This is a genomic window from Fibrobacter sp. UWB2 (assembly GCF_002210425.1).
Lineage (GTDB): Bacteria > Fibrobacterota > Fibrobacteria > Fibrobacterales > Fibrobacteraceae > Fibrobacter > Fibrobacter elongatus.
In genome coordinates this window covers 188,059-207,387 of the sequence record NZ_MWQK01000001.1, presented here as the reverse complement: position 1 = coordinate 207,387, position 19,329 = coordinate 188,059, and the positions used below count along the sequence as shown (strand labels likewise).

The 19,329-nt window shown below is 48.4% G+C and carries 22 protein-coding genes; 7 read left to right on the top strand and 15 right to left on the bottom strand.

The features are described from left to right. Nucleotides 1–4 precede the first annotated feature (4 nt). The 5 genes from B7982_RS00975 to B7982_RS00955 are packed head-to-tail and all read right to left on the bottom strand — an operon-like array spanning nucleotide 5 to nucleotide 4,605. A complete protein-coding gene (locus tag B7982_RS00975; RefSeq protein WP_088659166.1) occupies nucleotides 5–958 on the bottom strand; it encodes a lipid A biosynthesis acyltransferase in 954 nt (317 codons plus the stop codon). Between the two features lie 2 nt (nucleotides 959–960). Continuing rightward, nucleotides 961–1,710 carry a glycosyltransferase family 2 protein gene (locus tag B7982_RS00970; RefSeq protein WP_198953159.1) on the bottom strand — a complete coding sequence of 250 codons (750 nt, stop codon included), beginning with the start codon at nucleotides 1,708–1,710 and terminating at the stop codon, nucleotides 961–963. Beyond that, nucleotides 1,703–4,069: an AMP-binding protein gene (locus B7982_RS00965; protein ID WP_088659164.1), complete on the bottom strand. Its 2,367-nt coding sequence runs from the start codon at nucleotides 4,067–4,069 to the stop codon at nucleotides 1,703–1,705. Before B7982_RS00965 ends, B7982_RS00970 begins: the two co-directional genes overlap by 8 nt. Continuing rightward, a complete protein-coding gene (locus B7982_RS00960) occupies nucleotides 4,069–4,326 on the bottom strand; it encodes an acyl carrier protein (RefSeq protein WP_014545111.1) in 258 nt (85 codons plus the stop codon). The genes B7982_RS00965 and B7982_RS00960 overlap by 1 nt, the downstream gene beginning before the upstream one ends. Before the next feature lie 3 nt (nucleotides 4,327–4,329). Beyond that, nucleotides 4,330–4,605, bottom strand: a complete 276-nt coding sequence (locus B7982_RS00955) for a phosphopantetheine-binding protein (RefSeq protein WP_088659163.1) — start codon at nucleotides 4,603–4,605, stop codon at nucleotides 4,330–4,332. Nucleotides 4,606–4,700: 95 nt separating this feature from the next. On the opposite strand from B7982_RS00955, the gene B7982_RS00950 reads away from it, so the two are divergent. The 7 genes from B7982_RS00950 to argH all read left to right on the top strand — a co-directional run bounded on the left by B7982_RS00950 (nucleotide 4,701) and on the right by argH (nucleotide 10,936). After that, complete coding sequence (locus B7982_RS00950; RefSeq protein WP_088659162.1) at nucleotides 4,701–5,804, top strand: methyltransferase; 1,104 nt, start codon at nucleotides 4,701–4,703, stop codon at nucleotides 5,802–5,804. Between the two features lie 14 nt (nucleotides 5,805–5,818). Further along, entirely contained in the window at nucleotides 5,819–6,493 is a 675-nt protein-coding gene (locus B7982_RS00945; protein ID WP_088659161.1) for a beta-ketoacyl synthase chain length factor, read from the top strand. A 3-nt stretch (nucleotides 6,494–6,496) separates the two neighbouring features. After that, the gene (locus tag B7982_RS00940; RefSeq protein WP_088659160.1) at nucleotides 6,497–7,267 is read left to right on the top strand and encodes a 1-acyl-sn-glycerol-3-phosphate acyltransferase; all 771 of its coding nucleotides are present in this window, start codon (nucleotides 6,497–6,499) and stop codon (nucleotides 7,265–7,267) included. A gap of 125 nt (nucleotides 7,268–7,392) precedes the next feature. Beyond that, nucleotides 7,393–8,403, top strand: coding sequence for a hypothetical protein (locus tag B7982_RS00935; RefSeq protein ID WP_088659159.1), 1,011 nt, complete (start codon nucleotides 7,393–7,395; stop codon nucleotides 8,401–8,403). A 1-nt stretch (nucleotide 8,404) separates the two neighbouring features. Next, entirely contained in the window at nucleotides 8,405–8,965 is a 561-nt protein-coding gene (locus B7982_RS00930) for a hypothetical protein (protein WP_088659158.1), read from the top strand. A 48-nt stretch (nucleotides 8,966–9,013) separates the two neighbouring features. Then, nucleotides 9,014–9,466, top strand: coding sequence for a hypothetical protein (locus tag B7982_RS00925; RefSeq protein ID WP_158212948.1), 453 nt, complete (start codon nucleotides 9,014–9,016; stop codon nucleotides 9,464–9,466). Between the two features lie 66 nt (nucleotides 9,467–9,532). Beyond that, complete coding sequence (gene argH, locus B7982_RS00920; protein WP_088659156.1) at nucleotides 9,533–10,936, top strand: argininosuccinate lyase; 1,404 nt, start codon at nucleotides 9,533–9,535, stop codon at nucleotides 10,934–10,936. A gap of 97 nt (nucleotides 10,937–11,033) precedes the next feature. Here argH and B7982_RS00915 read toward each other — a convergent pair whose 3' ends face one another. The 10 genes from B7982_RS00915 to B7982_RS00870 form a co-directional block, all read right to left on the bottom strand. Beyond that, nucleotides 11,034–11,699, bottom strand: coding sequence for a hypothetical protein (locus B7982_RS00915; RefSeq protein WP_088659155.1), 666 nt, complete (start codon nucleotides 11,697–11,699; stop codon nucleotides 11,034–11,036). Further along, a complete protein-coding gene (locus B7982_RS00910) occupies nucleotides 11,699–12,349 on the bottom strand; it encodes an OmpA family protein (RefSeq protein WP_088659154.1) in 651 nt (216 codons plus the stop codon). Before B7982_RS00910 ends, B7982_RS00915 begins: the two co-directional genes overlap by 1 nt. Before the next feature lie 5 nt (nucleotides 12,350–12,354). Further along, complete coding sequence (locus B7982_RS00905) at nucleotides 12,355–14,253, bottom strand: fimbrial protein (RefSeq protein ID WP_088659153.1); 1,899 nt, start codon at nucleotides 14,251–14,253, stop codon at nucleotides 12,355–12,357. Between the two features lie 7 nt (nucleotides 14,254–14,260). Beyond that, the gene (locus B7982_RS00900) at nucleotides 14,261–15,178 is read right to left on the bottom strand and encodes a hypothetical protein (RefSeq protein WP_088659152.1); all 918 of its coding nucleotides are present in this window, start codon (nucleotides 15,176–15,178) and stop codon (nucleotides 14,261–14,263) included. A 9-nt stretch (nucleotides 15,179–15,187) separates the two neighbouring features. Further along, nucleotides 15,188–15,904, bottom strand: coding sequence for a right-handed parallel beta-helix repeat-containing protein (locus B7982_RS00895; protein WP_088659151.1), 717 nt, complete (start codon nucleotides 15,902–15,904; stop codon nucleotides 15,188–15,190). Between the two features lie 2 nt (nucleotides 15,905–15,906). Beyond that, entirely contained in the window at nucleotides 15,907–16,746 is an 840-nt protein-coding gene (locus tag B7982_RS00890; RefSeq protein WP_088659150.1) for a hypothetical protein, read from the bottom strand. 23 nt (nucleotides 16,747–16,769) lie between these two features. Next, nucleotides 16,770–17,291, bottom strand: a complete 522-nt coding sequence (tadA, locus tag B7982_RS00885) for a tRNA adenosine(34) deaminase TadA (RefSeq protein WP_233138300.1) — start codon at nucleotides 17,289–17,291, stop codon at nucleotides 16,770–16,772. A gap of 6 nt (nucleotides 17,292–17,297) precedes the next feature. Then, nucleotides 17,298–17,744, bottom strand: coding sequence for a hypothetical protein (locus B7982_RS00880; protein ID WP_088659149.1), 447 nt, complete (start codon nucleotides 17,742–17,744; stop codon nucleotides 17,298–17,300). A 23-nt stretch (nucleotides 17,745–17,767) separates the two neighbouring features. Continuing rightward, nucleotides 17,768–18,760: a putative heme d1 biosynthesis radical SAM protein NirJ2 gene (gene nirJ2 / locus B7982_RS00875; protein ID WP_073424703.1), complete on the bottom strand. Its 993-nt coding sequence runs from the start codon at nucleotides 18,758–18,760 to the stop codon at nucleotides 17,768–17,770. A gap of 97 nt (nucleotides 18,761–18,857) precedes the next feature. Beyond that, nucleotides 18,858–19,220, bottom strand: a complete 363-nt coding sequence (locus tag B7982_RS00870) for a hypothetical protein (RefSeq protein ID WP_088659148.1) — start codon at nucleotides 19,218–19,220, stop codon at nucleotides 18,858–18,860. Nucleotides 19,221–19,329 lie beyond the last annotated feature (109 nt).

Below are 19,329 nucleotides of genomic sequence, written 5' to 3'. Positions count from 1 at the left end.
TCCACTATTTATCTAACCTGTCCCAAAAATTGTAGAAATTGTACCACTGATAAGGATGTTCTTTACACAGCCTTTCCAACAGCTCAGTGTATTCCTGCAAAAGCATTTTTAAGCGCACAGGGCGTTCCTTGCGCAAACAGTCCAAATTCGTCTTGGCACGCACCACGTGCATTTCGTAAGACGAACGGATATTAAAGTCATGTTTGCGAATCGCAAATACAAAGTAAACGGGAGCGTTCAAAATGCCCGCCAGTGAAAAAGCGCCTTCCGGGAAATTCGCAGTCTCACCCAAGAACGTTGTTTCGAGTACACGATTTCGCGTATGAGCAGATGTACGATCTCCCGCAATCACCACAAGATTTCCATCTGCAATTTTCTCTTTCATCCAAATGGCTGAATCCACATCAATGGAATTAGCATCAATTACATTTTCCATCAATTCCGGATTCAGTTCACGCAAAAGCGCATTGAACTTTTTCGATCCCGACAAATCGACTACCGGGAAAACCTGAAACTTTCTCGAAGTATGGAACTCGCCATATTCAGTGAGCGAACGAAGCATTTCCATATTGCCTAGATGCGAACAAAGCAGAAACGCACCCTGCCCTTGATTCATTTGCGAAACGAGCATCTGCAAGTCGTCATTCTGCGATTCAATCTGATTGAGCTTGATTGCGCCCTTCCAGCCTCGTAACTTTTCGACCATCGAAAGCGCAAACGAAAGGATGTGCTTATACGTTCCAAACGCACCCACGCGTACGCCCAATTTTCGCAAGTGTTCCAAATAAATTTTCGAACGCGCACGAACAGGTGCAGCCCCAAGCCAGAAAAAGAAGCATATTACAGCCGTACACAATTCAACAAGAAACAACGGCAAATGGCACACGACCCAAAGCATAAAACGGAAATGCCAAACACTTCCGCCCACTTCTTCAATTTCGGACCAATGCTTGCTCATAACTATTTCTTTTTAAACAGGCGGCGCGACAAAAGCAAAGGGAGCCTAAAGAACATGCCAAAGCAAAGCATCGTATGCGTCATCGAAATCACAACGTTGTCATGGAACATTCTAAAGTTCGAAACACCATCTTTCGGGTAATTCACCTTCACCGGGAAAAAGCGCATCGGCACGCCTGCCCACGCAAGCCTAACAATAATTTCGATATCGAATCCCATACGATTGTTGTGCAAACGTTTCATCACAGGCCAAGACGTCTTAAGCGGATACACACGGAAACCGCACATGGCATCGGGAATCTTGAGCGAAAGCGTTTCAATCGCCACCCAAAAATTCGTAATCTTTCGGCCCTGTTCTCGAGCCTTGGGCACAGATTCATCGTATTCCGGGTAACCGCAAATCAAGTCTTCAGGATGTTCCTTCGTCTCGTTTATAAAAAACGGAATCGCCTTCATATCGTGTTGGCCGTCGGCATCGACCTGCAAAGCGTGCGTGAAACCCGCCACAACAGCAGCATCCATACCAGAACGCATTGCAGCGCCTTTGCCAAGATTGCATTTATGCGTCACAAGTTCGACATTCGCAAATTCTTTTGCAATCTGCACAAGAATTTCATGACCTTCAGAAGCGTTTCCATCGTCAATGAGAATCACAGGAATGTTCAAATCGACAAGGGATTTCACGACATGGCGCGATGCATTTTCGTGGCGATAAACAGGCACTATGGCGCAAACTTTTACCGCATTATCCACGATTTTCGCCCTCGCCAGCATCACCTGTTGAAGTGTTCATCATCAACGAACCATTTGAATACGAAGTTTCACCATCTTCGCTCGTGTACGCAAACGTCACCTTACCCGCATCCGCATCGTACGTGATTTTCACCATTACAGGAACATCCGGCAAAATGGGATTTGCAAAACGCGTACGGTTCATCTTGGAAAGTTCCTTTGGCACTTCCAAGAAGTTCCGCGCCAAGCGCAAAACCATATCCACTTGTACCACTGCAGGCAACAGTTTAAATTCCGGGAAATGACCATCGTAGTAATCACTCGTCGCCGGGAACAAAAGCTTAGCGGTCAAAGCGCCCGGTTCACGGCGGAACTTGAGAATCTTGAAGTTCGGACTTTCGGCAAGGCCAAATAGCGCCTGGATATCGCGCATGCGAATCTTGCCTTCCGTATTCTGCGGAAGTTCTTCAAGATAGCGCCACTTCTTCGGTGAAACCGTATTCTCGATAAACTTGAGCAAGTAATCGTGGAAATAATTATTGATCGCAAGTTTGGGCGAGCCCGCAAACTTTGTGCGTCCAACTTCGTTCAGTACAATCGCGGCCGCCAAATACTGGCGTTTACCCACCATCGGCACCACGCGCACATCTTGCACCAACCCAGTCTGCTTCAAGCGCATTTCCACTTCCGGGAGCGAGATGCGTTTTTCTTCAATCTTCACAATCGAATCCGAACGGCCCTTGAGCAAGAATCGGCCGTCGTCATAAAGGTCCACCAAGTCACCTGTCGTAAAGCCTTCGGGTTCTAGAATATAACTCGACTTGATGTTCAGGCAACCGTTTTCGGCAACGCTCATCTTGCAAACTTCAAACGGAGTCCACACCGGTCCATTCTTGGATTGCCTATACGCAATGCCACCCGTCTCGGTACTGCCGTAAATTTCCATCGTCCAAAATCCCGTCAGTTCACAGGCCTTGCGCGCCACCTCTTCGGGTAACGGACCGCCGGACGAATAAATAATCGGAGGACATTTAAAGTCAATCGGCTTATCCGTTTCTGCAGATAAACGTTTCAAGAACGCAGGGCTCGAAGCGATTACCGCAGCTTCCCCTGCAATATTTGCTAGTTCCGTCGGAAAATCAATACGATGCCTGCGGAACGGAAGCCCAGTCGCAATCGGCAAAAGCGCCGTAAACAACAAGCCGTAAATATGGTGGTGATTGACCGTGCTATAAACCTTGCGGTTGACCCAGTCATTTCCAAAGACTTTCACAAGTTCGAAAAGTTCATTTTCAAATTGCAAAAAGCGCTTGTACACAGCCTTCGGTTCACCCGTCGTACCCGACGTGTACATCACCATCTCGGCTTTGGACTTGTCGAACTTGCCGAACTTGATTTTGCGAGCTTTGTCACCATCCGAACAATGCGCATTTTCATTACCAAGCACATCCTGGATCAAAGTCGCCGGCATTTCGTTCGCGCCAGCAACACTACCAGCAAACGGTTCATCCGTCAAGAATCCATATTCAGGCTTCTTGATTTCCTTGATAAACGCTTCTTGGCGATTCGCAGTCACAAGCGCCTTGCGCCCGCTCTGGAGCATCGCTAGCAAAGAAACCGTAAAGTAATACGAATCTTCGCAATGCAAAATCCACGGCACATTTTCACGAGCTTCCAGATAATAACGTACCTTGGAAACATCACTTACAAAATCGCCCCAAGTCTTACCTTCGGCGACAAGCGCACCATCCGGGCGAGAATCACGTTCCAAATCACAGACAGGAACATACGACTGCATTTTACTCTGTACCATTTTTCGAACCAAATATTCCACAATGAAAAATAAACCAATTAAAATGTAAGAAATAAGTCCATTGTACAACGACCAAATCTTATCGGAACCCACGAAAACGGTAAGCGCAGAAACCGATCCGTTCACGACAAAAAAGAGGCACCATGCAAAAGTCACCTTATTGCAATAACGCTCCACCGCCTTAAACGAAGGCGATGTATTCAACGACTTGTTCCCCAGGCACGCCATTCGGAACGCAAAGCTCGGCGGTCGCCATAGCGTAAATCCGAAAAACGCAAGCAAGCTCAAGTTCACAAGCACCGGATAAAACTTGACAAATAAAATGTTATTTGCAAAGAATGCGACAAGTGCGCACACCAAAATCAGCGCAACGAGAGCCCCCGTACGCCCACGATCCGCCTTTGACTTGCTACGCGTAAAATTCAAGAAATGGTAAAAGCCAAGCGCCAAAAGCATCAAGCTCATGCGCCGTGGCGAAAGTCCCCAGTACCTAATTCCGCAATAGACAAGGACCGGATACAAAACAGAAATCGCGGTAAAGAAAATCTTTCCCGCAACCTGTTTCATTACTTAGATTCCGAATTTTGAACAAGATTATAGATACCATCGACCACGTTCTCAAGAGTACGCATTTTTTTGAATGCTTCCGGGTCGATGTTTCTCGGCAAAAACGACTTAAGCTTCACGATCAAGTCCACAGCATCAATGCTATCCAATTCCAAGTCTTCGTAAAGGCGAGCTTCAGGAACGATTCGATTTTCTTCCAAGTCGAAATCTTCAATAAGGGCAGCCTTAATCTTTTCGAAAATGACCTGTTTGTCCATGGATTAGCCCTTAGAATTTGCAGAAATGTAAGCGGCAAGCGCATCCACCGAAGCAAAATGCTGTTTGGTCTCTTCCTTAACCGTCGAGAAAGATACACCAAAATTTTCCTTAATTGCAATGCCCAATTCCAAAGCGTCAATCGAATCCAGACCAAGCCCTTCGCCAGCAGCGTTCTTACCAAAAATCGGTGCAGAATCCACAATATCGGCTGGGGTAATATCTTCCAGTTCCAAAGACTCAATCATGACTTCTTTAATACGGGTATTCAAATCGGACATATATTTTAGCGACCTCAATCAAGGTTTACATTTTCTTGGATAGGCAATATAGAAAAATAATTTTATATTAAGGGAACATTATTTTTAGAGACACCATGTTCGATTTTTATAAAAACGATTCCATCGACGCTGTAAACGCCAAGTTTGAAGCTCAAAAAATTGCATTTGCCCCCCTCAGTTTCCAAGCGGCCCGCGCCCTCAGAGACATGGGCATTTTAGAAGAAATCAGCAAATCGCGCAAAAAAGGCATTACCATTTCGGAAATTGCTCAGAAGCTAGACATTTCGCTTTACGGAGTAGGCGTTCTTGTAGAAATGGGACTTGGCATGGGAGCCATCAAGCTCCACAAGGATTCCAGCGAAGATGACCTGCGCCTCACGCTCGGAAAAATTGGATTTTTCCTCTTAAACGACGAAATGACGCAAGTGAACATGGACTTTTCGCAGGACATCTGCTACCGCGGTGCCGAAAATCTCGAGCAGTCCATCCGCGAAGGGAAGCCCTCAGGACTCCCCCACCTCGGTCCGTGGAAAACCGTCTACGAAGGCCTCTCCCAGCTTACCGATCAGCAGAAAAAGAGCTGGTTCGGATTTGACCATTTCTATTCTGACTTGGCATTCCCCGAAGCACTCCCAATCGTATTCGAAAAGCTTGCAGAACTGAAGCAGCCAAGACTTTTTGACATTGGCGGAAACACTGCAAAATGGGCCATTGCCTGCTGCAAATACAACGCAGACGTACAAGTTTCCATCATCGACCTTCCGGGGCAAACCGCTGTCGCCGAAAAGAATGCCGCACAAGCAGGCTTTAAAGACCGTATTGACACTATCGCCTGCAATGTTCTCGACGACACGACCGAATTTCCGCAAGGTGCAAACGCCGTCTGGATGAGCCAATTTCTGGACTGCTTCTCGCTCAAGCAAATCACAAAAATCTTGACAAAGATCCACAAGGCCGCTACTCCAGAAACAGACGTATACGTTCTCGAACCGCTTTGGGACAAGCAGCGGTTTGAAGCCGCCGCATACTCGCTCCAGGCCACGTCGCTTTACTTTACCTGCATCGCAAACGGCAACAGCAAAATGTACCGCTATGAAGAACTCAAAAAGGCCATCGAAATTGCAGGTTTCGAGCTCAAGGAAGCGCACCACGGCGTAGGCCCGAACGCCTATTCCCTCCTCCGCTTCCACAAAAAATAAGCCCGGCGTAAATTATGCAAAAAGTTTTCATCGAAAGATTAGCAAGCTTTGTGCCGACAGAAGCGCGCCCCAAGCCGGACGTATCGTTCGTTCCCATGCTGACGCGCCGCCGTCTGAGCTACATTTCGCGCATGGTAGTTCTCGTAAGCGATCAAGTTTCTCGCGACAACGAAGGCAACAAGCTCACGCCCTGCAAGGTGACATTTGCATCGCAGTTCGGAGAAATCAGCCAGCAACTGAAAATTTCGCAGACGCTTCTCGACACAGGCATGGTCTCGCCCGCGCATTTTAGTCTTTCCGTTTTTAACGCCTCCATTGCAAACGCGTCGATTCTCGAAACGAACACCGCAGGCTATTCCGCAGTATTCTCTGGGAAGGACGCCTTTACCACAGGCCTCACGGATTGCATTGCCGCCCTCGAAAGTGAAAGCGCAGACACGCGTACATTCATTTTCGCAGACGAGCTCATCCCCGAGACTTACGCTCCCGTTGCAGGAGTCCCTTACCCGAACGCCGTTTGCGCCATAGCACTTCGCCTCACGACCGACGAATCCAAGGCCGATCCAACATTTAAAAACGTCGATATAGCAAACCAACTTGCACAGCTCAAGATGTTGCACAACAACTTCGATACCGCCGCAGAACAGGCCATAGCGTTTCTATGCGCCATCGATATGCAAAAAGCTTAATAAATGGAAAAAATCCGCTACATACGCCGCGTTTTAGCAAAGCTTTTCTGCTTTGCCTTTTTCGGCATTTGTAGCCTAATTCTCGCAATACTTCTTTTCCCCATCATCCATATTATCACGGGTTTTAACGAAAGAAGATTCAAGATTTTTGTCCGCAAATTCAACCACCAATACTTTAAAATTTTCGTCAAAATAGCCGAACATTTAGGAGCCATTCGACTCACCGTCGAAAACAGGGATTCCCTCAAGAACCTCCGTTCCAAAGTCGTCATCGCAAACCACCCCTCTTTATTCGACGTTGTCATCCTTTTTTCGCTTATACCTAATGCAAATTGCATTGTAAAAGGCGAGCTCATCCAAAACAAATTTATTTCGCTTATCATCAAGAACTTGTACATACCAAACAACATCCCGTTTGAAGATCAACTTGAAATAGCGAAATCCTCCATGGACGAAGGGAACAACCTTATCATATTCCCCGAAGGTACCCGTAGCAAGCCCGGAGAGCCATGGGAATTCAAGAAAGGGGCCGCCCGTTTTGCACTTTATGCAAAAAGAGAAGTTGTTCCTATTTTCTTTGGCGGTAATGAAAAAATCGGCCTCCGCAAGCATGACAAGTTGTTGCAATTTCACCCGACAGAACGTTATATATACAACTTGAAAATACTCGCCCCCATTCCGGTAAAAGAATACGAAAACGAGCCTCTGACCAAAAGTGCTACCAAACTCACGCATAAAATGAAGGAAATTCTCGAAAAAGAATTGCCGGGCTAACGGATTTTATCCCCAAAATGCGCATTTTAGCGTAATTTTCTTTCCATTTATCCCTTTGTACTAAAAAAACACTTTTCTTTTTACCTTATAATTGCTAGATTAATCCTTAAAAGGAGATATTCAATATGAATTGTTTCAAGAAATTTTTAGTAGCATCGCTTGCTCTCGCCGCATCAGTTTTTGCTACCGAACGAGTCTATATGGCACCGTTCAGCATGGTCGGCTTAAACGAAGACTTTGGCGTAGCCGCCGAAAAACTCATGAACGCCTATATCGATGACAACGGTCGTTTTGTTCTGATTAACTACGCAGAAGACGACTCCGTGAAAGTCGGCGACCGTGAATCCGCAAACAATATCGCCATCAAGAAGAACTGCACCAAGTTCATCATGGCTGAATTCACCCGCCTGGGCGAAAATGTCATTACAGCATTCAAGCTCTACGACATCAATAACGAAGCCCCGGTCTGGAGCGACCGCCTCAAGGCAAAAAACCCCGATGATTTTGACCCGATTATCCAGCGTGTCGCACGCAATATCGGCACAAAGAACAAGGCTACCAACGATGACGACATCTATACCGTCACCGAACAGGAAACCAAAAACCCGAGAAAGAAAGGCGTGACCTCTTACTGGGGTGCAAGAATTGTGGGTGCTCTCCCGCTCAACCCGACAGAAGCAAAGATGGACGCAGGCCTTGGCCTCTTCGTCTTGTACGATGCTAGGGACCTCCTCTTCGGCTTTGACTGGACGATGAGCAACCTGGGCGAAGACCATGACAGACCGATTCTTATCGATTTGAGCCTTTCCGCATACTATCCGTTCACAACCACGAACATCACCCCGTATGCCGGTGGCGGCCTCTCCTACAGTATGCGCTACACATACGTTGATACCGATCACTATGACGACGAACACCAGTCCAATGGTATTTCCATGCAGATCGGTGGCGGTGTCTTGTTCAACCGTGCTAGCCGCGTGATGTTCCTCGCTCAGGTGAACTACTTCATCGACTTCTTCGAAACTCCGTTCTACAGAGAACAGTTCGATACGAAGGGCAACGTCACGAATCTTATTGAATCGAAGCACTACATGAACGGCTTCAAGTTCGGTCTGGGTCTCGCTGTCGGATTCTAATATGAAGACCAAGATTCTTTCCATATTGTTGCTTGCAGCCGTGTCAGTGAATCTGACCGGGTGCTTTGCCGGGCGCTCTTCGATTGTCGCAAGCCAATACGGATCTAAACCGTACGACATTTACCTCAACGGTAATCCGATTTGCAGGCTGGGTAGCGACGAAGACTGCACCGTCCAGACACGCGGAACAAGAGCGGGCGGCCAACTAGAGGCTTATATGGACGGTCAAAGAGTCGGAAGCGTCAACATTCATCGTGAAGTGACTTTCATGAGCATTTTGTTTATGCCAGTCACTTATTGCTTGTCGTTTTGGCTTTACAAAGCGTACCCCGATGAAATTGAGATTCCCATTGACTCGTACGTGTTAAGAACCGGCAATAGTAATTCTGGCTTTAGCAATGGAGGTAGCGTTTGGGACCGCCCCTACACATCTTCCAAGAAAGTAGAAAAGACTGTTAAGCCCGTTGAAAGCGTTCAGGAACCCACAGAAGTGGAATCGACTTACGAAGATTCTAATTCTGAAGCTGAACCCACAGCCGTCAGAAAAAGCGTCTGGGATTAGCTCTCAAAAAATATTTATCTTTAGCCGAGATTTTTCTCGGCTTTTTTTATGAGGTTTGAATTGACTAAGCTTTTCGCATTCTGCACAATGGCATTTCTGCTTTGCTCCTGCTCATCGTACCAAAAGTACCAGACTTCAGCAGACCAGAACAAACCCTTTGACTGCACCGGATTGCACATGGAACACGCAAGTTGGTACTTTGTCGATGAATACAACCAGTCTGTTACCGCTACAGGCCGCTGCAGCAGTGGTATGAAACACGGGTTCTTTGAATTCTATATCGACGGATACGAAGTTGCCCGAACCAAGTTCACCCGCAATCAAGAAGTCGAAACGCTCTGCTTTGCCAATAGCGCAAACGGCAGGCGAACAGTAAACCTAAAGACTTGCATGATAGACTATCTTGAAGAGTCAAAAGGCGTGAAGGTTTCGCCTAAACAAGCTAAAAACCAATACGAATATCAAGGTCAAAGCCAATGGGAACAAAGCCCTTGGAACTAAAAAAATTTTTTATCTTTTGCCGTGAAAATCCAGCCGATTTCACGGCTTTTTTATTTGAGGTTTACAATGGCTAAGAAGAAAGATACCCAGACTAACATGTGGACGGGCCGCTTTGCTAGTGGCATGGCTCAGAGCATGGTCGATTTAAGTTTCAGCTTGCAGTTTGATGCAGAACTCATCGAAGAAGATATCGAAGGAAGCATCGGACATGGCAAGGGTCTCGTGGAATCGGGCGTTCTTTCTAAAGCAGACTACAAGAAGATTTGCGACGGCCTCAAGAGCATTCTCGACGACTACCACGCCGGCAAAAACCTCTGGTGCGATAGCGACGAAGACATCCACATGGCTGTGGAACGCGTGCTCACCGAACGCATCGGCGCACTCGGCAAGAAGATTCACACGGGCCGTAGCCGCAATGACCAGGTCTGCACGGACTTCAAGCTTTACATGCGTCACCGCGCTGCAGAAATCCGCCAGCTCGAAATTGAACTTATGGAAACGGTTTTGGACCTTTCCAAGAAGTACTTTGGCAAGATGATGCCGGGCTATACGCACTTGCAGCAGGCACAGCCGATTTACTTTAGCCATTACCTCATGAGCATGTTCTTTGCCGTGAGCCGTGACGTGAAGCGTCTCGACAACTTCTTGGAATTGCATAGCCAGCTCCCACTTGGCAGTGGCGCTATGGCAGGTTCTGCATTCCCGTACCACCGCGCACTCGTTGCTGAAGCACTCGGTTTCAAGGACGTGAGCCCGAACAGCATTGATGCCGTGAGCCATCGCGACATGATGCTCGAATTCAACGCCGACCTCGCCATCATCGCGAACACGATGAGCCGTTATGCCGAAGACTTTGTGAACTGGAGCTCTAGCGAATTTGGCTACCTCACCTTGCACGATGCATTCTCAAGCGGTTCTTCGATGATGCCGCAGAAGAAGAATCCGGACTCCATGGAACTCATCCGCGGAAAGTCTGGCCGCATGCTTGGGAACTTCACCGCGCTCTACACGCTCGTGAAGGGCGCTCCGCTTAGCTACAGCCGCGACTTGCAAGAAGACAAGGAACCGGTCTTTGACAGCGTCCACAACGTGAAGGTGATTCTCCGCGTGATGAAGGAAGCTTTGGAAACGGCTCGTTTCAACTTTGAGACAATGCATTCCAAGATGCTCCCGGCGCTCCTCGCTACTGACCTTGCAGACTTGCTCGTGGAAGCAGGCGTTCCGTTCCGCGACGCCCACCACGTCGTGGGAAGCCTCGTCGGCGATGCCGCACGTGCAGGCAAGCAGTTCACAGAACTTTCTGACGAGGCTTGGGCCGCCGCAGGCGTCCCGGACGTCGCCAAGATGAAGAAGACGCTTACGTTCGAATATAGCGTTAGCAAGCGCAATATCGAAGGCGGTACGGGTCCGAAGTCCGTGAAGCAGCAGTTCACGAAGGCTACAGCTCTTCTCAAGAAGCTCAAGAAATAACTGGACAGAGATGGAGATGCCCGCACAATGGCGGGCATGACATTGCAAAGTGAAAATGCCGCGCAACTCAAGTGCGCGGCATTTTTTTATACAGACTTTACTTTTTGTCTTGCGGGACTAATCGATCCACGATTCTAAACAAATCATTGTAAATTTCGAGGAAGTCTTCGATCCAAATCGGGTCATGTTCACCCACGATGTGGAAAGTTTCTTCGAGCGTATGGAGCGAGTTGTAGAGGCCTACAGTTGAACCTGCCGGCTGAACGTATCCACCACTGTACGCAGACGACGCGACAATGCGGGCGCGGTAACTGCGGCGGAGTCGAGCAATCAAGGCACTGCGGAGCGCCAAAAGTTCATCGTGTGCGACAAGGAATTCGCCTTTTTGGATCCAGCTATCGACAATGTTCAAACGGCGATTGATAGAATCGCGTTCCGTAGACGGCACGAGCATTTTCTTTGCATCGAGCGTTGAACGGATGCGCTTCACAATGTTGTTCAGCAAGTCTGCATTCCAGAAAATCATCGGCGGGCGTGCATCGCCCTTGTTCGTCTCGAGAGCTGGCTTGTGAGCTTGAATCCAGCGGTCTAGCTTTTGCGCCACAAGTTTAGCCTCGGGGTAACGGTCCACCGCCACATATTCCTGGGCACGCGTGTAAAGCGTATCCGCATAAACCATCCGCCAATGCGAAAGTTTGCCAGTCTTGCGAATGGCATCGATACTTTCCTTGATTACGGATAGCTTTTCGGTGAGCTCTTCCATTAGGGCGTCACCTCAGCTGTTTTGTTGGACTGGAGCGGAGTCACACCGATTTCCACACGACGGTTCAAACGGCGATGTTCTTCGCTATCGTTCGGGTACTTCGGGCGGTGTTCGCCAAAGCCTGCGGCAAAGAGCCTATCGGGCGGGAAGCCCATTTTCACGAGCATCTTGACCACGTTCACGGCACGTTCCGTAGAAAGGTTCCAGTTCGTATAAGATGTCGAGCCGCTAAATGGAATGTCGTCCGTAAAGCCACTCACCATGATCACGTCTGTAGTATCCAGAGCTTCTAAAAGTCCCTTGCTGATACCGCGAATCACGCCCTCGCCTTCCTTAGTGAGGTTTGCTCCGTTAATCGGGAAAAGGAAACTCGCCTGAATCTGGATTTTGCCATCTTCTAGTGCAATAAGGCCAGCTTCGATGGAAGTCTGCAAGCTCTTGGACAAAAGCGCATTGCGTTCTGCCGCAATCTTACGCATCTGTTCCTGACAGCTAAGCACTTCTTCTTCAGTACGCGTCAAGTCTTCCGCTTTTTGTTCCTTGAGGGTCGCCATCGCCACAAACGCAAGGATAAAGAGCGAAACGAGGGCCACGCCCAAGTCCGTGTACGCCATCCATGGATTGCTATTTTCGTCTCTATTGCGACGCATGATGATTAACCTTCAGCTTTAGGTTGAGCGGGGATTGCAGAACGCTGTGTCTGTTCGAGAACTTCGAGCAAGATTTCCTGAGTCTTGACCGCATTTTCCATGAGCACTTCGCTTGCGCGTTCATGGAAGGCTTCGAGAGACTGGTTGAGATGTTCAACGAAGTTGTCTTCTTCTTCATGTTCTGCGGTATCGCCGGAGAGCTTTTCGAGAATCGTTTCGAGGCCGCTACGCAGCATTTCGAGATTGGCGCTGAGTTCGGACTGATTCACGCGCATAAGTTCTGCGGTTTCCACGATGTTTCCGCCAAGAGCGTCCGTAGCTTCTTTTTCCTTGACCACGCGATTGTCGATGCTTTCGGTAAGAGCCTTTTGAGCTTCGAGAAGCACGCTCGACGTTTCGGAAAGCTTCTGGAAAGCGCCGAGAATGTCGGAAGAAAGGGCGCCGAGCTTTTCGGAGACGTTCTGCGAAAGTTCTGCAGAACCCGCCTGAGCCTTTTCGGCAACCTGGAGAGCCACGTTCTTGAGCGTTTCTAGACCTTCGCGCTGGGAATCCACGTTGGCGGTCGTCTTGTCTTCGAGGCGCTGCATAAAATCAGCCCACTGTTCGCTAGACTGCTTGACCTGTTCAGCAACGGAATCACCGATGCTCTTAGAAGCTTCGTCCATAGCATCCTTAGTAAGGTATGCCACATCCATCGTGCCCTTCGCCACATCCTGAAGACCGGCCTTAACATCGGATGCAACGCCATCAAGGCCTGCTTTAACTTCAGAGGCGACCTTAGAAAGTGCGGTTTCCACATTGCCAGAAACTCCATCAAGCGAAGACTTAACGCCTGAAGAAAGACCATCGAGGCTTGCGTTCAAGGCAGCAGAAATGCCATTAAGCTTATCGTCGAGCTTCGACGGGATTGCCTCAACGGACTTAGAGAGCGCACCGATATTTTCGTTAATCGGGCTAAAGGCGTTCGTCACAGAAGCGCCAACGAGTTCGCCAAACTTCTGCGTTGATTCGTTCATATTCGCCACGGCACCAGCGAGAGAATCATTGACCGTCTTAATCGACGAAGTCATTTCAGTAGAAACCTTCTGGACAGAATCAACGACATCTTGGTTCAGCTTCGAAGTCATGGCAGAGAGTTCCTCGCCCACCATTGAAACAACGCCAGCCAAGCCTTCCTTCACGGAAGATGCAATCACGGACAAATTCTTTTCAACAGATTCAAAGAGGCGTTCGAGTTCGTTCTTGTCTTCTTCAATCACGCCTTCTGCACTTTCATCTTTTTGCATGTCGAGCGTAAAGGTGTCGAGGTGCGCCATGAATTCATCGCGCTTGGAGCTGAGCACCGTGCGGCTTGCACTCAAAATCAAGGCGGCAAACAAACCACAAAGGCTAGTACCGAAAATGCCCTTCATATTCTGGAAAAGCACCTGGATCGTATCGAGCGTGCCCTGCGTCGTGGAATTGTCAATCGCACCACCGGCGGTTGCCACAGACTGCATAAGGCCGAAGAACGTACCCATAAGGCCAAGGAGGATGACCGTCGAACCCACGCTGCGGTTGAGCGGAATCGAAGACCCCGACGAAAGTACATCAAAGGCAATCGGAGAATCGAGGCGGATGTTCTTTTGCAACAGACGCTTTGCAAGTTCAATTCTCTTCGCGACAACGCCCGTTCCCGGCTCCGGATAAGCGTTCCCTTTTTCGCAAGAATCGATAACTTCGTCTTCGGCGATAATCTGCTTCATCTTGCGGATGGCAGAAAATTGCTCCACCAAGTAAACAGCCATGATGGCGATCATGATGATCCAGCCAAATGCCGGGGCGCCAAAGTAAAGAGCGCCTGCGATAAGGGCTACAAAACCCACCACCGTCAAAATAAGAATCGTATTGAATGCATTTTTCATTTTTTACCTACACATTCTGCGCTTGATAAGGAGCGACTGTTTCAAACAAGTTCAACTGACCGCGAGAGAACCCGCGAAGGAAAAGGGACCATTTGCTCTGGTACCATTCGATAACCTGAGTCGTAAGCCCCTGGGCGTAATCACAAAAATCATCCGTAAACGCAAGGAAGCAGTTTTCGTATGCGTAATGCGGGTTCCAGTAGCGGCCCACATTGCGGGCACAGGACATCGCGGACGAATAGTAACGGACCGGTCCTTTAGAGGCAAATGCCGCCGCAAAACGCTTTTTCGCAAGCGAGTTCAAGGACGAACGGAGCGAGACCACCATCGCGTTTTCTTTTTCGCGAAGAGAGGCTTCGAGGCACGGCAAAAGCTTCGACACCGGGTCCACCGCACTTTCTGAAAGCCAGTACTTGCAGAGTTTTTCTTGCAACTGCATCACGCGGCCATGCATACGCACAAACAACGGTTCGGCATCGCTTACGAGCAAGTGGATTGTTGCCGAATAAAAGTTGTTGATGTCCTGCTTGTTGTTCTTGACCGTGAGTGCCCAGCCCTTTTCTTCATCATGGACCAAAAAGTCTCCGCCTTCAAGCAAGAGTCGCAAGACTTCATCTGTCGAGAAGCGCTGGATCCACTTCGCACGGAACTCGCTATAAAGTTTTTCGCAATCCTTGAAGATTTGCGGGAAGCCCGATTCGCAAAGTTTCCAGGCAGACTCGCTGTACGAGATGAGCTCGGAACTGCCGACGTTTGCTTCCGGATTGTTGAGCATGGCATCAAGATGTTCAAAGAGCGCAATCGACCACGTGACCATCATGGACTGAGAAAGCGTCGCGACAATAGCCGAGCGATTCGGACGCACGGCCAAGCGTACGCTTGCCCCTGTCATCTTACGTATGGCTCTACGGAAAGCTTCTTCCACGACTACCTCTTAGAAACGCGCTTCGATGTTGTGCCACACGTTGCGGCGGACGCGCTTTTTACTCGTCTTCAAATCGGCGGCTTCACTGCGGATATCAGATTCCTGGTTGTTGCGAATCAAGTCCGTATCGCCATCGAGCTTGCCATCCGTCTCAAGATAAAGACCATAGACGTTTTCGGAGACACTCGTCCCATTCGAAATGACACGACCGGCCCTCACAGACAAGGCATAACGGTTATGAGCAAACGTGCAATGGGAAAGCGTCACATTGGGGCTTTCATCGACCCAAAGGCCGTAATAGTTATTGAAGAAATTGACATTTTCGAGTGTACCGCTAGAACGGAAAATCGTATTGCGGAACGCATTCTCGACGGTCAAGTTCTTGATTTCAAAAGGACCCGCGCTGGACATGATATGGAAACCATTCCAGTTTGCCACAGAATCGGCACCGCTAAAAATAACAGGCTTATCGTTCGTACCCGCAATTTTGACCGAGCCCTGGATCATGAGCTTTGCAAACTCGCCCATCAAGACGGTCACGCCCGGTTCAATGACGAGCGTATCAGCAGCACCAACAACCACGCCCTGTTCGAGCACGTAAGGGCTATCTTTTGCCTGTAAAAGCACCTTACCATTTTCCGCAGACGGGAAAGGCATACCCGAAGCGACAGCCACACTAGCAATCGTCGCAATCGCAATGACAGAGGAACAGATGAGATTTTTCATAATTATTGAATGTTCCTCAAGGTGATTTTCTGGTTGACATTCATGCTCGGGAGAGTATCACCTGCAACGAGGTCAAATACGTCGAGCTTAGCCACAATGTTCATTTCGGCAGAAGAAAGCGTACCATGCGTGACATCGAAAAGGACGTCACCATCGCCAATCACGTAGTCATTGCTCTTCAGCTGTAAATTCGAAGTCGTGTCCGGGAGTTCAAGGTATTTCATACCCATGTGGATTTTGGCCATGCGGACACCGTCCTGCAGGTAAACATCCATGAGCGTAAAGGTCTTATAGACGGTCGTCGTGCTGTTGCCCTTGCCAAAGATCGGCATCTGGCGTTCCCACGTTTCGCCGAGCTTGACCGGTTTTTCGGGAAGAAGCGGCTGAGCCTTGAGGAAGAGCGGAATCAGGTTCAGTTCATCTTCGGAAGGCATATCAAGAGCGTTTTCGATGTTCGGATCGGTGATGACGCCATCGTGGTCAAGCTTGAACTGGAAATTCTGAATGGATAAATACTTTTCGATATTGCGGAATTCATCGACGGAGCGCTTGTCACTCGTGTAATCGACGGAATCGATTTTCATTTCGAAGCGGCCGGAACCATCGTCATACGACATGAGGAGGCTCATGGTGCTACGGATGCTCACGTGCGTGCGCATGGATTCAGGCTCGTTGGCAGAATCGCCAGGCAAGCTCGCATTCAAAGTCGATTCAAGCACAAACGACTGCGGAGAGACGGTCTGCGTATTAAAAGCAAGATGAATTTCGTTCCGTTCGCAGGAACAAAGGCAAAAAAGAGCAATAGAGAGCGCAGAAATAGCGCTAAACTTGGTAAAATTCATGCCTTAAATTTAAGTAAAAAATATTACGGAGTAGGTGGTTTTGCGCCAGTATCGCCTTTTTCGAGGCGCATCTGCTGGAAAAAGCCTTTCAAAAGGCCGAGGCATTCGTCTGCGAGAATGCCACCCGTGACTTCAACGGCGCGCTTGAGGGCGTTGCCGGTAATGACGTCGATGGTGGTACCGCAACCGCCAAAACGTGAATCCGGAGAACCGTAAACAATGCGGGAAACACGGCTATTGAGAATGGCTCCTGCGCACATAGGGCATGGTTCAAGCGTCACATAAAGCGTGCAGCCGTCCAAGCGCCAATTGTCAAGCGTGCTTGCAGCCGTGCCAATAGCGATAATTTCGGCATGAGCCGTCGCGTCCTTGAGCTGTTCGACCTGATTGTAGCCCTTCCCTATCACGACTCCGTCTTTCACAATCACGCAACCGATGGGGATTTCCTTCATGTCAAAAGCAATCTGCGCCTGGCGAAGCGCCATACGCATGAAACGAACATCATCAGACGAGGGATTAGTGGCGTTATCGGTTACGTTGTTCATGTTTTATTACTCACCAAATTTATGATGTTTCATATAGTCATTTTCTTCTAAATCGTTCACTTTTTGTTCGTATTCGGCCAATTCCATCGAAACATTCTTTCCTTCCCGATTTTCCTTGCCAACACGCATCGCCATATCAAAAACGTCATCGATATTTTCGTCTATTTCTTTCTGAGTATTTGTTCTGCGATATTGTGAGCACCAGAAAACAATAACAAAACTTAGAATCAACCAACATAACAACGATAAGCCTAACCAACAAAATAAATTTGAAGCACTAAAATCATTGGTTTCGCCCACCAAAAAGTAATCGGCAAACACAATAACCAAGACGACAGGAATCATCCACAAACATATTTTCCATTGAACATTTTCTCTTTCACTATAAGTCTTTAGGCCAAGCCATATATTTATGACAACACCTAAGACTACCATAATGATAAACACGGACATATATGTCTCCAGGATGACTCAGTCTACTTTATTCCTCTTCCGTAGGCGCAGTAGCTATCTTCTTGCATGTAGTCGCCATCATGGTAGTAAGCTGCACGGGCACGGCAGCCGCCACAGCGGTCATTGAACTTGCACTTGGAACAGGCGCCCTTGTAAGCCTTTGTACGCAACTGCTTGAAGATTTCGGCATTCGCCCAGATTTCGTCAAACGGCGTATCGTGAACATCGCCCGCTTCTTCCATCATGTAAGCGCAGGGGCGAACCTTGCCGATCGGGCTTACGATGCAGTAGTCGAGGCCAGCAAGGCAACCACGGCTATAACGAGTCTTGATATCGAGCTGGTCTGCGATACGGAGGAACTGCGGAGCGCATGTGGGCTTCACCGGGATTCCGAGCGTGCGGCTCTTTTCCATAATTTTGCGGAGGAGACCTTCATATTCGGCAACGCGGAGCGCATGACCTTCGATTTCCTTGCCTCGACCCACCGGAATGAGGAAGAAAATCTGGTGGTTCACGGCACCGATTTCCTTGACCCAGTCCATGATGTCGAAGATTTCGTTCTGGTTCCAGTCCATGATAGTCGTGTGAATCTGGAACGGGAGGCCTGCAGCCTTGCAATTTTCGATACCCATCAACGTGAGTTCAAAGGCATTCGGAAGGCCGCGGAAATCGTTATGGCGCTTGGGGTCAATGCTATCAACGCTGATACCCATGGCCATAGCACCTGCTTCCTTGAGCTTGAATGCCAAATCGTGCGTAATGAGCGTTCCGTTCGTGCCAAACACCGGGCGGAGCCCACGTTCGCGGGCATGAGCCACAAGTTCCACGATATCCGGGCGCGTCATCGGCTCGCCACCGCTAAAAATCATGATCTTGAATCCGGCTTTCGCAATCTCGTCGATGAGCTTGAGCGCTTCTGATGTCGTGAGTTCTGCCGACTTGTTTTCGCCTGCGTCCTGGTAGCAGTGTTTGCACGTCAAGTTACATTTATTAGTTGTCATCCAAGAGACGATCATGCCATAGACCTCATTCAAAATATTTTTTTCACCTGCAAATATAGAAAATGCCCGGCTTGAAAGCCGAGCAAATTGATATTCTATTTATGATTTGGCATTAATCCAATTCAATGCCATCGCAGTCACCCATGGCCGTAAGATTATCATACATATAGACCGTAGCGGTTACACCTTTCTGAGTGACTTCGCAAGTTTTCTTAGCACCTGCAGGGCACTTTGTGCCAATGACAGCAGTACCTTCACCAGCTTGAGTCGCTTCTTCATTTGCATCGGCACACTGGCTATTTATATAAGCAGTATTCTCAGATTCTACGCAAGAATGGATTTCAAGGCCAAGCAAATTGCCCTTGATATCGCAAGACGCGAGATTAGAAGTAGTGGAATCCGAAGACGACGTCATTTCGCAAGCAGCGAAAAGAGCGGCAGCGGCAATCACGGCTCCAAGAATAATTTTGTTCATATTAGTTTCCTTTGTATGGTGTATAAGTTTGTTCTTAAAATAAAAAAAAAGAAAACAAAAGAACAGTATTTTTTAGAAAATTCCAAAAAAATTACAAAATGACCTATTT

Bases quoted from the DNA above. Each gene is read 5' to 3' on its own strand.
- B7982_RS00975 (WP_088659166.1), bottom strand. From the start codon at position 958: ATGAGCAAGCATTGGTCCGAAATTGAAGAAGTGGGCGGAAGTGTTTGG.
- B7982_RS00965 (WP_088659164.1), bottom strand. From the start codon at position 4,069: ATGAAACAGGTTGCGGGAAAGATTTTCTTTACCGCGATTTCTGTTTTG.
- B7982_RS00960 (WP_014545111.1), bottom strand. From the start codon at position 4,326: ATGGACAAACAGGTCATTTTCGAAAAGATTAAGGCTGCCCTTATTGAA.
- B7982_RS00955 (WP_088659163.1), bottom strand. From the start codon at position 4,605: ATGTCCGATTTGAATACCCGTATTAAAGAAGTCATGATTGAGTCTTTG.
- B7982_RS00950 (WP_088659162.1), top strand. From the start codon at position 4,701: ATGTTCGATTTTTATAAAAACGATTCCATCGACGCTGTAAACGCCAAG.
- B7982_RS00945 (WP_088659161.1), top strand. From the start codon at position 5,819: ATGCAAAAAGTTTTCATCGAAAGATTAGCAAGCTTTGTGCCGACAGAA.
- B7982_RS00940 (WP_088659160.1), top strand. From the start codon at position 6,497: ATGGAAAAAATCCGCTACATACGCCGCGTTTTAGCAAAGCTTTTCTGC.
- B7982_RS00935 (WP_088659159.1), top strand. From the start codon at position 7,393: ATGAATTGTTTCAAGAAATTTTTAGTAGCATCGCTTGCTCTCGCCGCA.
- B7982_RS00930 (WP_088659158.1), top strand. From the start codon at position 8,405: ATGAAGACCAAGATTCTTTCCATATTGTTGCTTGCAGCCGTGTCAGTG.
- B7982_RS00925 (WP_158212948.1), top strand. From the start codon at position 9,014: ATGAGGTTTGAATTGACTAAGCTTTTCGCATTCTGCACAATGGCATTT.
- argH (WP_088659156.1), top strand. From the start codon at position 9,533: ATGGCTAAGAAGAAAGATACCCAGACTAACATGTGGACGGGCCGCTTT.
- B7982_RS00915 (WP_088659155.1), bottom strand. From the start codon at position 11,699: ATGGAAGAGCTCACCGAAAAGCTATCCGTAATCAAGGAAAGTATCGAT.
- B7982_RS00910 (WP_088659154.1), bottom strand. From the start codon at position 12,349: ATGCGTCGCAATAGAGACGAAAATAGCAATCCATGGATGGCGTACACG.
- B7982_RS00905 (WP_088659153.1), bottom strand. From the start codon at position 14,253: ATGAAAAATGCATTCAATACGATTCTTATTTTGACGGTGGTGGGTTTT.
- B7982_RS00895 (WP_088659151.1), bottom strand. From the start codon at position 15,904: ATGAAAAATCTCATCTGTTCCTCTGTCATTGCGATTGCGACGATTGCT.
- B7982_RS00890 (WP_088659150.1), bottom strand. From the start codon at position 16,746: ATGAATTTTACCAAGTTTAGCGCTATTTCTGCGCTCTCTATTGCTCTT.
- tadA (WP_233138300.1), bottom strand. From the start codon at position 17,291: ATGAACAACGTAACCGATAACGCCACTAATCCCTCGTCTGATGATGTT.
- B7982_RS00880 (WP_088659149.1), bottom strand. From the start codon at position 17,744: ATGTCCGTGTTTATCATTATGGTAGTCTTAGGTGTTGTCATAAATATA.
- nirJ2 (WP_073424703.1), bottom strand. From the start codon at position 18,760: ATGATCGTCTCTTGGATGACAACTAATAAATGTAACTTGACGTGCAAA.
- B7982_RS00870 (WP_088659148.1), bottom strand. From the start codon at position 19,220: ATGAACAAAATTATTCTTGGAGCCGTGATTGCCGCTGCCGCTCTTTTC.